Consider the following 13757-nt stretch of genomic DNA (forward strand, 5'->3'; position numbering starts at 1 on the left):
AACGCCCGGTTACATTCCGAACCCGGAAGCTAAGCCTTACAGCGCCGATGGTACTGCAGGGGGGACCCTGTGGGAGAGTAGGACGCCGCCGAACTATACGTGACAGGGTTGGACCCGGAACTTCGGTTTCGGGTCCAACCCTTTTTTGTTTCCCGTCACTTGACGTTCACGTCACGCAACGAGCATCCGGCACATGGGTATTGCCGCACTGCTCAGGGCCGCCGGCGTAGGCGTCGGGGACGAGGTCCTCGTACCCGCCTTCGGAAACGTGGAGATCGCCCGGGCCGTCATCCTGACGGGCGCCGTGCCGGCGTTCGCCGACATAGATCCGGTGACCTACGCACTGTCTCCGGCCGCCGTGGCGGAAGCCGTAACTGCCCGGACCGCGGCTGTTGTTGCTGTGCACCGGTTCGGCAGGCCCGCCGACCTGGCGGGCCTGCGAGCGCTCGGGCAACGGCACGGGCTGCTCGTGATCGAGCACCGGGACGGGGACGGCGAAGTGCCGCACGACGAGATCGCCCGGCGCAGGGAACGGGCCGCCTACCTCGACGCGCGACTGCGGGGCGTCGAAACACCCGACCGCGGTGCCGGACACACCTACGAGCAGTACGTCGTGCGGGTGCCCGGCAACGGTCGGCCCGACCGCGACGCGTTCGCGCACGCCGTACGGGCCAGGGGCGTTGCCTGTTCGGTGCCGGTGAAGACTCCTGTGCACCGGCTGCCCGGCTTCCGGCGGTGCGTGTCGCTGCCCCAGACCGAGCGGGCCGCCGACGAGACGCTGGCTCTCCCCGTGCACCCGGCGCTGACCAAGCGGGACATGCAGAAGATCGCGTCCGCGTGCAATGCGCTCGGTGGTCTGCTCCAGTCCGCCTCCTGAGGGCGGTTGGGAGCAGGGCGTTGTTCGGGGTATGATCTATTCCGTTGCCGCAGGGAAAGGTCCCAGCAGGTAACAGGCCCCTATAGCTCAGTCGGTAGAGCGTCTCCATGGTAAGGAGAAGGTCAACGGTTCGATTCCGTTTGGGGGCTCCGACAAAAAGGCCCCGCCCTCCACCAAGGGCGGGGCCTTTCTCGTGTTCACGGCCGGACGCCCGACAAGGGCGGCCGGGGCCCCTCCCCGTCAGTCCGTGTGCAGCCCGGGGACGCGCATCGCCAGGATCGCCATGTCGTCGGACGGGGCGTCCGAGGCAAACCGCTCGACCGCGCGCATGATGCGGGCCGCGACAGCGCCGGCCGTGAGGCCCGTGCACGTCGTCAGGACGTCCGCGAGGCCGTCGTCGCCGAGCATGCGGGAGCCCTCCCGGCGTTCGGTGACACCGTCCGTGACGCACAGCAGGACGTCACCGGGATCGAGGACGACCGTCTGCTCGTACAGCTCCAGGTCCTCCAGCACGCCGAGGAGGGGCTGCGGTTCGGCGGCGGGCTCTACGGTGCCGTCCTGGCGCAGCCGCAGTGGGAGCGGATGGCCGGCGCAGACGACCTTCAGTTCCGCGCTGCCGTCCTCCTGCGGGCGCAGCTCGCCGTAGAGGAGCGTGAGGAAGCGGCTGCGGGCGCCCTCGTCGAGGATCGCCGAGTTGAGGCGCTCCAGGACGGCCGGGCCGCTGAGACCCTCGCGGGCGAGCAGCCGCAGGGCGTGGCGGGCGAGGCCGGTGACGGCCGCCGCGTTCGGCCCCGTGCCGCAGACGTCGCCGATCGCGAAGCCGTAGGCGCCGTCGCTGATCGGGAACAGGTCGTAGAAGTCACCGCCGACCTCGTTGCCCTCGCCGGCCGCGCGGTAGATGACCTCGACCTCGACGCCGTCGACCAGGGGCAGCTCGGGCGGCAGCAGGCTGCGCTGGAGCGACTGGCTGATGGCGGTGCGCTCCGAGTACAGACGGGCGTTGTCCAGGGCCAGCGCGGCCCGGCGGGAGAGGTCCTCGGCGAGCTCCAGGATCTCCTGGCGGAAGTGCTCGTCGGTGGGCTTGCCCAGCGTGAGCATGCCGATGACGCGGTTGCGGGCGACCAGCGGCAGGACGACGATCTCGCCGCCGACGGCGGAGGCCGTGGCGAGCGTGGGACCGATGCCCGGGGTGACGCGGTGGTCCGGGCCGCCGCTCAGACCCAGGCTGCGCATGGAGGTGCGCAGGGCCGCCTGGTGGGCGACCTCGCCGGGCGCCGACCAGACACGGGCACCGGGAGTGGGGACCGGATCGGGCGGGGGGATCTTCGACAGCAGGGACTTGATGCCGTCGATGAGTTCCTCGTCCTCGTGCAGCACGTAGGAGAGGTACGGCTCGGACGACTGGTCGGCGATCGTGTAGACGGCGCACCAGGTGGCGAGGGTGGGGACCGTCATCTGGGCCATGAGGGCCAGGGTCTGGTCGCGGTCGAGGGTGCCGGCGAGCAGGTCGGACGCCTCGACGAGGAAGCTCAGGGAGCCGCGCCGCAGCCGCTCCAGTTCACCGAGGCGGGCCGACTCGACGGCCAGGGCGATCCGGTCGGCCGCGAACTGCAGGCGCAGCGCCTCCTCGTTGGAGTAGCGGCCGGGTGCCTCGGCGGCGACGCCGAGGGAACCGGTGAGACGGCCCTCGACCTTCAGCGGGACGGTGACGACGGAGCGCATGCCGGTGCCGTTGAGGAGGGGGACCGGGCCGTGAACGGCGGTGAGGTCGTCGTGCACGGCGGGCATCCGGGCGGAGCCGTAGCGGCCGGGGCCCGCCTCGACGGGCACGCGGGCGAAGCGCTGGCGGGCCGAGGGCAGCCCGGTGGAAGCGCGGACCTCCAGTTCCGTCTCGTCGTCGGTGGCGAGCAGCAGGAAGGCGGCGTCGCCGTCGAGCATGTCGCGGGCGCGTTCCACGGTGCGCTGGAGGAGTCCGTCGAGGTCGTCCGGGGCGGGGGAGCCGATGAACACCTCGAACGGGTCGGTGTTCTGGCCCTCGGAGGACGAGCCGGAGCCGTCGGACGCGGGCGTGCGCAGCGGTGTCTGGAGCACCGCGCGTTCGTGGTCGCGCACCAGCAGGCACACGGTGGACGGTTCGCCGTCGGTGTCGCGGACGCGCAGGTGGGAGGCGTACACGGGCAGCACGCGGCCGTGGGCGCCCCGGATGCCGTAGCTTCCCTCCCAGCGGGAGAGCTGGAGGGCCTCGGCGATGCCGGTGCCGGTGCCGGGGGTGTGCGGCCAGGCGGCGAGGTCGGTGAGCGGCTTGCCGGTGACCTGCTCGGCCGGGTAGCCGAAGAGTTCCTCGGCGTCCTCGTTCCAGGCCGTGATGGTGCCGGCGCGGTCGATCTGCAGGACGGCGACCCGGACCCGGCCGTCGGCGAGCGGGAGGAGGTCGGCGGGCAGGGCCGGACCGGCCGCGCGGGTGCCCACGGGGCGCTCCGGCAGGTCCAGCTGGAACCAGACGGTCTTGTGGGCGGGTGTGTACTCCACGCCCCAGCGGGAGGCCAGCGCCGCGCAGAGCTGCAGGCCGCGTCCGCCCTCCCGGTCGAGGCTGCCCATGGTGACGGCGGTGCCCTGGAGGGGGACCTCGCGCTCCGGATACCGGTCGGCCACCTCGATCCGCACGCCTTCGTCGCCGCGCAGACAGAGCAGGTCGGCGGCGGTGCCGGCGTGCACCACGGCATTGGTCACCAGTTCGCTGGTGAGAACGACGGCGTCGTCGACGATGTCACCGAAGCCCCAGCCCTGCAGGGTGTCGCGGACGAAGGCGCGGGCGCTCGCGACCGAGCGCCCGACGGGCTCGAAGGTGGCGGCCGCACGCGCGGTGATCACAGAACTCCTCGACCGGTACTCGACGGGCATGACTCCGTGGCCGACCGGCTCTCGCCGCTGTTGCGGCAGCTCACCCGTCGGCCGGGGGTCCGGGGGCTGTTCCCCCGGGATCAGTCCGGTGGTCATTGGTGCGGCCGCCCTCCGATGCCCGCTCGTCTGAAGTCCACCTCCCAGGCCGGACGGACCGGGGTGGCTGGACAGCCGCATGCAAGGTTACTTACCTTCGCGGTCCGAGCGGATGCCGGTCTGCTGTGTTTCCGTCCGGAGGGGTCTGCCGTCCGGAACGTGTGCGGACGATGTGCGAAGCTGCCGAACTGTTATGGCCTGGTTCGGTGGGGGTGAAACACTGGGCAGGCTAGTCGTGAAGGTCCGGGCAGGCGGAGTTTCTTTCGCGCCGGATGGGCAGCAGCCCTTCGGGGGCGCCCTGCCGTGCCGGGCGGACATCGCAGTAGTACAGAAATGCGCAGTAGTAACCGGTACACCGTGCGGTGATACCGGAGCACAGCGGTAACGGTCTACCCCTGCGGGAGGGACACAGTGGAGTCTGGCGCAGCGACGCGGAGCACGAAGACGCGCGCGAAGGGCGGACCGTCCTCCAGTGGCCCGGGCAAGAAGCGGTCCGGGACCACCGTGGTGGACACCGCGGCCCTGAACCGGCTCCTGGTGGCTCTGGTGGCGATGCGGGACGGCAATTTCCGCAGGCGGCTCACGGTGTCCGGCGACGGCGTGATGTCGGAGATCGCGGCGGTCTTCAACGAGGTGGCCGACCGCAATCTGCACCTGACCGGTGAGCTGGCGCGGGTGCGGCGGATGGTCGGGCGGGAGGGCAAGCTCACCGAGCGGCTGGAGACCGGGGCCTGTGAAGGCTCCTGGTCGACCGCGATCGACCACTCCAACGCGCTGGTCGACGACCTGGTGCGGCCGGTGTCCGAGGTGAGCCGGGTGCTGTCGGCGGTGGCCGAGGGTGATCTCTCGCCGCGCATGGAGCTGCGGACGCAGGCTCCGGACGGGACCGGGCATCCGCTGCGCGGGGAGTTCCTGAAGGTCGCGCGGACCGTGAACAACCTGGTCGACCAGTTGTCGACGTTCACCGACGAGGTGACGCGGGTGGCCAGTGAGGTCGGCACCGAGGGCAAGCTGGGCGGTCAGGCCCGGGTGCGCGGCATGTCCGGCTCGTGGAAGGACCTCACGGACTCGGTCAACACCATGGCGGAGCGGCTGACCGCGCAGGTGCGCGACATCGCCCTGGTGACGACGGCGGTCGCGCGCGGTGACCTGTCGCGCAAGGTGACCGTGCACGTCGAGGGCGAAATGCTGGAGCTGAAGAACACCGTCAACACGATGGTGGACCAGCTCTCCGCGTTCTCCTCCGAGGTGACGCGGGTGGCGCGCGAGGTGGGCACCGAGGGCGCGCTGGGCGGGCAGGCCCAGGTGCCCGGGGTGGCCGGGGTGTGGAAGGAGCTCACCGATTCGGTGAACACCATGGCCGGCAATCTGACGGCCCAGGTCCGGGGGATCGCCGAGGTGACGACGGCCGTCGCCAATGGTGACCTGTCCCGGAAGGTGACCGTGCCGGCCCGGGGCGAGGTCGCGCAGCTCGCCGAGACGATCAACCAGATGACCGAGACGCTGCGGATCTTCGCCGACGAGGTGACGCGGGTCGCCAACGAGGTCGGGGCCGAGGGGCGGCTGGGCGGCCAGGCGAACGTGCCGGGCGCGGCGGGGACGTGGAAGGACCTGACGGACTCCGTCAACACGGTGTTCCGGAATCTCACCACCCAGGTGCGGGACATCGCCGCGGTGACGACGGCGGTCGCCAACGGTGATCTGTCCCAGAAGGTCACGGTCGACGTGGCCGGCGAGATGCTGGAGCTGAAGAACACCGTCAACACGATGGTGGACCAGCTGTCGTCCTTCGGTGCCGAGGTCACGCGCGTGGCGCGGGAGATCGGTGTGGAGGGCGAGCTGGGCGGGCAGGCCCAGGTGCCGGGCGCGGCGGGGACGTGGAAGGACCTGACGGACTCCGTCAACACGGCGTTCCGCAACCTCACCGGACAGGTGAGGAACATCGCGCAGGTGACGACGGCGGTCGCCAACGGTGACCTGTCGCAGAAGGTCACGGTCGACGTCTCCGGCGAGATGCTCCAGCTGAAGAACACCGTGAACACGATGGTGGACCAGCTGTCGTCGTTCGCCGACCAGGTGACCCGCATGGCCCGGGACGTGGGGACGGAGGGCCGGCTCGGCGGTCAGGCCCGGGTCGACGGCGTCTCGGGCACCTGGAAGGAACTGACCGACTCCGTCAACTCGATGGCGGGCAACCTGACCTCCCAGGTCCGCAACATCGCGCAGGTGACCACCGCCGTCGCGCGCGGTGACCTGTCGCAGAAGATCGACGTCGACGCGCGCGGGGAGATCCTGGAGCTGAAGAACACCATCAACACGATGGTGGACCAGCTGTCGTCGTTCGCGGACCAGGTCACGCGCGTGGCCCGCGAGGTGGGCACCGAGGGCCGTCTCGGCGGTCAGGCGCAGGTGCCCGGCGTCGCCGGGGTGTGGCGGGACCTGACGGACTCGGTGAACGGCATGGCGTCGAACCTGACCGGCCAGGTGCGCAACATCGCGCAGGTGGCGACGGCGGTGGCACGCGGCGACCTGTCCCAGAAGATCACCGTGGACGCGCGCGGGGAGATCCTGGAGCTCAAGAACACGCTGAACACGATGGTGGACCAGCTGTCGTCGTTCGCCGAAGAGGTCACCCGGGTGGCCCGCGAGGTCGGTACCGAGGGCATCCTCGGCGGCCAGGCCGAGGTGCAGGGCGTGTCCGGCACCTGGAAGGACCTCACCCAGTCGGTGAACGGCATGGCGAACAACCTGACCCTCCAGGTGCGCAACATCGCCGAGGTCACCACCGCCGTGGCCAAGGGCGACCTGTCGAAGAAGATCACCGTGGACGCCAAGGGCGAGATCCTCGAGCTGGTCACCACCGTCAACACCATGGTCGACCAGCTGTCGTCGTTCGCCGAGCAGGTGACCCGGGTGGCCCGCGAGGTGGGCACCGAGGGCATCCTGGGCGGCCAGGCGCACGTGCCCGGTGTCACGGGCATCTGGAAGGACCTGAGCGACAACGTCAACCTGATGGCGAAGAACCTCACCACCCAGGTGCGCAACATCTCCCAGGTGTCCGCCGCGGTCGCCAACGGTGACCTGACGCGGCAGGTCAGCATCGAGGCACGCGGTGAGGTGGCGCAGCTCGCCGACACCATCAACATCATGGTGAAGACGCTCAGCGCGTTCGCCGAGCAGGTCACCAAGGTGGCGCGCGAGGTGGGCACGGACGGCATCCTGGGCGGCCAGGCGCACGTCCCGGGGGTGGCCGGCACCTGGAAGGACCTCACCGAGTCCGTGAACCAGATGGCGTCCAACCTGACCGGGCAGGTCCGCAACATCGCGATGGTGACCACCGCCATCGCCAAGGGCGACCTGACCAAGAAGATCGACATCGACGCGCGCGGTGAGATCCTGGAGCTGAAGACCACCATCAACACGATGGTCGACCAGCTGTCCTCCTTCGCCGAGGAGGTCACGCGCGTGGCCCGCGAGGTGGGCACCGAGGGCCAGCTCGGCGGCCAGGCGCGCGTGCGGGACGTGGACGGCACCTGGCGCGACCTGACCGAGTCGGTGAACGAGATGGCCGGGAACCTCACCCGGCAGGTGCGCGCCATCGCGCGGGTGGCGACCGCGGTGACGCGCGGCGACCTGAACCTGAAGATCGACGTGGACGCGTCCGGGGAGATCCAGGAACTCCAGGACTACATCAACAAGATGATCGCCAACCTGCGCGACACCACGATCGCCAACAAGGAGCAGGACTGGCTCAAGGGCAACCTCGCCCGGATCTCCGCGCTGATGCAGGGGCGCCGCGACCTGGAGGACGTGGCCTCGCTGATCATGAGCGAGCTGACGCCGGTGGTCTCCGCCCAGCACGGTGCGTTCTTCCTGGCGATGCCGCTGGTGGACGGCGAGGACCTGCACTCCGCCGACGACGACCAGTTCGAGCTGCGGATGCTCGGCTCGTACGGCTACTCCATGGGCTCCATGCCGACGTCGTTCCGCCCCGGCGAGGGGCTGATCGGCACCGCCGCCATGGAGAAGCGCACGATCCTCGTGGAGAACGCACCCAGCGGCTACCTGAAGATCTCCTCGGGGCTCGGTGAGGCGCCGCCCGCACAGGTCATCGTGCTGCCGGTGCTGTTCGAGGGCCAGGTGCTCGGCGTGATCGAGCTGGCCTCCTTCACGCCGTTCACGCACATCCAGAAGGACTTCCTCAACCAGATCGCCGAGATGATCGCGACCAGCGTCAACACCATCTCGGTCAACACCAAGACGGAGCGGCTGCTGCGGCAGTCGCAGGAGCTGACCGAACAACTGCGGGAGCGGTCGGCGGAGTTGGAGCAGCGGCAGAAGGCCCTCCAGGCGTCCAACGCGGAACTGGAGGAGAAGGCCGAGCTGCTGGCCCGTCAGAACCGGGACATCGAGGTGAAGAACACCGAGATCGAGGAGGCCCGGCAGGTCCTGGAGGAGCGCGCCGAGCAGCTCGCGGTCTCGATGCGCTACAAGAGCGAGTTCCTCGCCAACATGTCGCACGAGCTGCGCACGCCGCTCAACTCGCTGCTGATCCTGGCCAAGCTGCTCGCGGACAACGCCGAGGGCAACCTCTCCCCGAAGCAGGTCGAGTTCGCCGAGACCATCCACGGTGCCGGGTCCGACCTGCTGCAGCTCATCAACGACATCCTCGACCTGTCGAAGGTCGAGGCGGGCAAGATGGACGTCTCCCCGACGCGGATCGCGCTGGTCCAGCTCGTGGACTACGTGGAAGCCACCTTCCGGCCGCTGACCGCGGAGAAGGGCCTGGACCTGTCCGTGCGGGTGTCGCCGGAGCTGCCCGCGACGCTGCACACCGACGAGCAGCGCCTGCTCCAGGTGCTGCGCAACCTGCTGTCGAACGCGGTGAAGTTCACCGACTCCGGGTCGGTGGAACTGGTCATCCGGCCTGCCCGGGACGACGTCCCGCAGCGGATCAGGGAGCAGTTGCTCGAGACGGGTTCGCTGACCGATCCGCACGCCGATCTGATCGCGTTCTCGGTGACCGACACCGGCATCGGCATCGCGGCCAGCAAGATGCGGGTCATCTTCGAGGCGTTCAAGCAGGCGGACGGCACGACCAGCCGGAAGTACGGCGGCACCGGCCTGGGGCTGTCCATCTCCCGGGAGATCGCGCAGCTGCTCGGTGGTGAGATCCACGCGCAGAGCGAGCCGGGTCGCGGCTCCACCTTCACGCTGTACCTGCCGCTGCACCCGAGCGAGCTGCCGCCCAACGGCTACCAGCAGGCGCTGCCCGTCCTGGAGAGCGGCGCCCCGTCGGCCGCGGCCGGGCCCGAGACGGCCGGGTCGCCGGCCGAGCCCACGTCGTACGACACCGGGAACGGCAACGGCAACGCGGCGCTGTTCCGGCGCCGGCGCCGGAACCTGCCCGCGCTGGAGCAGCAGAGCTCCGCGCCGCAGCCCGAGCAGTGGACAGGGGCTGAGCAGGAGCCCGCGCCCCGGTCGGTGCGCGGTATCCGCTTCGGCGGGCAGAAGGTGCTGATCGTCGACGACGACATCCGCAACGTGTTCGCGCTGACCAGCGTGCTGGAGCAGCACGGGCTGTCGGTGCTGTACGCGGAGAACGGCCGCGAGGGCATCGAGGTCCTGGAGCAGCACGACGACGTGGCGGTCGTCCTGATGGACATCATGATGCCCGAGATGGACGGGTATGCGACGACCACCGCGATCCGGCGGATGCCGCAGTTCGCGGGGCTGCCGATCATCGCGCTGACGGCGAAGGCGATGAAGGGCGACCGGGAGAAGGCGATCGAGTCGGGCGCCTCCGACTACGTGACGAAGCCGGTCGACCCCGATCATCTGCTGTCGGTGATGGAGCAGTGGATGCGGGACCAGTGAAGCCGTCGTCCGCGTGGTGTGCGACCGTGGCGGGAGGCGTCGGTGTTCCCGCGGGGCCGCCGACGCCGTGTGCGGAAAGCCGTGTAGAAGGGCCGCATTCGGGGAACCTTCTGGTCTCCCGCCGCGTTTCCGGTGTGTGCACAGTGACATCACGGTGACAGGGTGTGGCGACGGGCGGGGTGCGGCTACGATGACCGGCACAAGGACGGGCGGCGCAAGGGAGCCGTCCCTCGGGGTGGCACCTGCCGGTGCCGTTCCCGGTCCTGCGAGTAGGGGAGGCCCCACGCCGGGGCGAGGAGGGCGGGCCATGGTGCAGAAGGCCAAGATCCTCCTGGTCGATGACCGGCCGGAGAATCTGCTGGCGCTGGAGGCGATCCTCTCGGCGCTCGATCAGACGCTGGTGCGGGCATCGTCCGGGGAGGAAGCGCTCAAGGCGCTGCTCACGGACGATTTCGCGGTCATTCTGCTGGATGTCCAGATGCCGGGCATGGACGGTTTCGAGACCGCCGCCCACATCAAGCGACGGGAGCGGACCCGGGACATCCCGATCATCTTCCTCACCGCGATCAACCACGGACCGCACCACACCTTCCGCGGCTATGCGGCCGGAGCGGTCGACTACATCTCCAAGCCGTTCGACCCGTGGGTGCTGCGGGCCAAGGTCTCGGTCTTCGTCGAGCTGTACATGAAGAACTGCCAGCTGCGAGAGCAGGCCGCGCTGCTGCGGCTCCAGTTGGAGGGCGACGAGAAGAACTCCGAGGAGCCGAAGGAGCCGGCCGGACTGCTCGCCGAGCTCTCGGCGCGGCTCGCCGCCGTCGAGGAGCAGGCCGAGGCGCTCACCAAGCAGCTGAACGACGAGTCGACCGACGCCGCCGCGGTGGCCACGGCGGCCCATCTGGAGCGGAAGCTGACGGGTCTGCGGCGCGCGCTCGACGCGCTGGAACCGGGCGCGGGAAACACCTCCTCGGTCCCGTCGCAGAACTGAGCCGTGCGGGCGGGCACAACCGCCGCCGCACGCAGGGGGGTTGCCCGTCCGCCGGGTTCCGCAGGGCATGAGGTTCCGTCAGCACCCGCGTCACCTTCACGCCTCAACGAATACGACACGAACGGGTGAAGCAGTGGGCACGCGTGTCCCCTGGCGTCTCCGGCGGTAACCTCACACCCATGGCCTCACGTCCCTCCGCAGCCAAGAAGCCGCCCGCGAAGAAGGCGGCCGCTTCCGCGAAGGCTCCGGCGAAGAAGGCCGCGGCCAAGAAGGCCCCTGCGAAAAAGGCCCCCGCCCGGAAGGCCACCGCGAAGAAGCCCGCACCCGCGCCCGCCCCGAACCCGACCAACGGGATCTACCGCCTGGTCCGCGCGCTGTGGCTCGGCCTGGCCCACGCCGTCGGCGCGGTCTTCCGCGGCATAGGGCAGGGGGCCAGGAACCTCGACCCGGCCCACCGCAAGGACGGGCTCGCCCTGCTGCTGCTCGCCATCGCCCTGATCGTCGCGGCGGGCACCTGGGCCGACCTCCAGGGGCCGGTCGGTGACCTGGTGGAGATCCTGGTGACCGGCGCCTTCGGCCGGCTCGACCTGCTGGTGCCGATCCTGGTGGCGGTCATCGCCGTGCGCTTCATCCGGCACCCGGAGAAGCCCGAGGCCAACGGCCGGATCGTGATCGGCCTGTCCGCCCTCGTCGTCGGCATCCTCGGCCAGGTCCACATCGGGTGCGGCTCACCCGCCCGCAGCGAGGGCATGCAGGCCATAAGGGACGCCGGCGGCCTCATCGGCTGGGCGGCGGCCACCCCCCTGTCGTCCACCATGACCGACGTCCTCGCCGTGCCGCTGCTGGTGCTGCTCACGGTCTTCGGTCTGCTCGTCGTCACCGCCACCCCGGTCAACGCCATCCCGCAGCGCCTGCGGCTGCTCGGCGTGAAGCTGGGCCTGGTCCACGACCCCGAGCCGGAGGACCTCGGCGAGGACGACCAGCGCTACGAGGAGCAGTGGCGCGAGGCGCTGCCCGCGAGCCGCCGCAGGCGGGGCCCCGCGCCCCAGGAGTACGACCCGGACACCGCGGAGCAGGAGGCGCTGACCCGGCGCCGGGGCCGCCCCCGCCGGTCCGCCGTGCCGCAGCCCGACATGGACCGGCCCATGGACGCGGTCGACGTGGCCGCCGCGGCGGCCGCAGCCCTCGACGGTGCCGTGCTGCACGGCATGCCGCCCTCCCCGGTCGTCGCCGACCTCACCCAGGGCGTGCGGGTCGGCGACGGGGAGCCGACCACCCCGACGCCCGTCCCGGCCGCCCGGCCGCAGAAGGACAAGCCCCGCCAGGACAGGGCGAAGCAGCAGCCGCCGAAGCAGGACCGGCCGCCGGCGGGCGTGCTGGACATGACCAAGGCGCCGCCCCCCGAGCCCCGGGACCTGCCCGCCCGCGCGGAGCAGCTCCAGCTCTCCGGCGACATCACGTACGCGCTGCCCTCCCTGGACCTGCTGACCCGCGGCGGGCCCGGCAAGGCACGCAGCGCGGCCAACGACGCCATAGTGGACGCGCTGCGGAAGGTCTTCACCGAGTTCAAGGTGGACGCCGCCGTCACCGGCTTCACCCGCGGCCCGACGGTCACCCGCTACGTGGTGGAGCTCGGCCCGGCCGTCAAGGTGGAGCGGGTCACCGCCCTGACCAAGAACATCGCCTACGCCGTCGCCAGCCCCGACGTGCGGATCATCAGCCCGATCCCCGGCAAGTCCGCCGTCGGCATCGAGATTCCCAACACCGACCGCGAGATGGTGAACCTGGGCGACGTCCTGCGCCTCGCGGAGTCCGCCGAGGACGACGACCCGATGCTGGTCGCCTTCGGCAAGGACGTCGAGGGCGGCTACGTCATGCACTCGCTGGCGAAGATGCCGCACATGCTGGTCGCGGGCGCCACCGGATCCGGCAAGTCGTCCTGCATCAACTGCCTGATCACCTCGATCATGATGCGGGCGACCCCGGAGGACGTCCGGATGATCCTCGTCGACCCCAAGCGCGTCGAGCTGACGGCCTACGAGGGCATCCCGCACCTGATCACGCCGATCATCACCAACCCCAAGCGGGCCGCCGAGGCCCTGCAGTGGGTCGTCCGCGAGATGGACCTGCGCTACGACGACCTCGCGGCCTACGGCTACCGGCACATCGACGACTTCAACCGGGCGGTCCGCGAGGGCAAGGTCAAGCCGCCCGAGGGCAGCGAGCGTGAACTGCAGCCCTACCCGTACCTGCTGGTGATCGTCGACGAGCTGGCCGACCTGATGATGGTCGCCCCGCGGGACGTCGAGGACGCCATCGTGCGCATCACGCAGCTCGCGCGCGCGGCCGGCATCCACCTCGTGCTCGCCACGCAGCGGCCCTCCGTGGACGTCGTCACCGGTCTCATCAAGGCGAACGTGCCCTCGCGGCTCGCGTTCGCGACCTCCTCCCTCGCCGACTCCCGCGTCATCCTCGACCAGCCCGGCGCCGAGAAGCTGATCGGCAAGGGCGACGGGCTGTTCCTGCCGATGGGGGCGAACAAGCCGACCCGTATGCAGGGCGCCTTCGTGACCGAGGAAGAGGTCGCGGCGGTCGTGCGGCACTGCAAGGACCAGATGGCGCCCGTCTTCCGGGACGACGTCGTGGTCGGCACCAAGCAGAAGAAGGAGATCGACGAGGACATCGGCGACGACCTCGACCTGCTGTGCCAGGCCGCCGAACTGGTGGTCTCCACCCAGTTCGGGTCGACGTCCATGCTCCAGCGCAAGCTGCGCGTGGGCTTCGCCAAGGCGGGCCGGCTCATGGACCTGATGGAGTCCCGGAACATCGTCGGACCGAGCGAGGGTTCGAAGGCTCGTGACGTTCTTGTGAAGCCTGACGAACTGGATGGCGTGCTCGCGCTGATCCGGGGGGAGTCTGAAGGGTAGGCATGCGGGACACGGTCGTCGCCCCGGCGCGGCCAGGTGGACGATCGTGACTCACCCGTAAGGGATCCGTGAGCAACCGTTTCCCCGTGACGTA

At 70.3% G+C, this 13757-nt stretch carries 5 protein-coding genes, 1 tRNA gene and 1 rRNA gene; 6 read left to right on the forward strand and 1 reads right to left on the reverse strand.

The window, feature by feature from the left end:
• The 3 genes from rrf to ACIRPP_RS29115 all read left to right on the forward strand — a co-directional run.
• A 5S ribosomal RNA gene (gene rrf, locus ACIRPP_RS29105) occupies positions 1 to 94 on the forward strand; the annotation flags it as partial.
• A 114-nt stretch (positions 95 to 208) separates the two neighbouring features.
• Entirely contained in the window at positions 209 to 877 is a 669-nt protein-coding gene (locus tag ACIRPP_RS29110) for a DegT/DnrJ/EryC1/StrS family aminotransferase (RefSeq protein WP_403649017.1), read from the forward strand.
• A 76-nt stretch (positions 878 to 953) separates the two neighbouring features.
• A tRNA-Thr gene (locus ACIRPP_RS29115) sits at positions 954 to 1026 on the forward strand.
• Between the two features lie 91 nt (positions 1027 to 1117).
• Here the strand turns inward: ACIRPP_RS29115 and ACIRPP_RS29120 are convergent.
• Positions 1118 to 3874 carry a SpoIIE family protein phosphatase gene (locus tag ACIRPP_RS29120; protein ID WP_403648838.1) on the reverse strand — a complete coding sequence of 919 codons (2757 nt, stop codon included), beginning with the start codon at positions 3872 to 3874 and terminating at the stop codon, positions 1118 to 1120.
• Between the two features lie 411 nt (positions 3875 to 4285).
• Between ACIRPP_RS29120 and ACIRPP_RS29125 the strand changes: the two genes are divergently transcribed.
• The 3 genes from ACIRPP_RS29125 to ACIRPP_RS29135 all read left to right on the forward strand — a co-directional run bounded on the left by ACIRPP_RS29125 (position 4286) and on the right by ACIRPP_RS29135 (position 13663).
• Positions 4286 to 9751 carry a HAMP domain-containing protein gene (locus ACIRPP_RS29125; protein WP_403648841.1) on the forward strand — a complete coding sequence of 1822 codons (5466 nt, stop codon included), beginning with the start codon at positions 4286 to 4288 and terminating at the stop codon, positions 9749 to 9751.
• Positions 9752 to 10058: 307 nt separating this feature from the next.
• A complete protein-coding gene (locus ACIRPP_RS29130) occupies positions 10059 to 10736 on the forward strand; it encodes a two-component system response regulator (protein ID WP_164334149.1) in 678 nt (225 codons plus the stop codon).
• Between the two features lie 179 nt (positions 10737 to 10915).
• Complete coding sequence (locus ACIRPP_RS29135; RefSeq protein ID WP_403648843.1) at positions 10916 to 13663, forward strand: DNA translocase FtsK; 2748 nt, start codon at positions 10916 to 10918, stop codon at positions 13661 to 13663.
• The last annotated feature ends 94 nt before the right edge of the window (positions 13664 to 13757 follow it).

This window comes from Streptomyces sp. NPDC101219 (assembly GCF_044767675.1).
Lineage (GTDB): Bacteria > Actinomycetota > Actinomycetes > Streptomycetales > Streptomycetaceae > Streptomyces.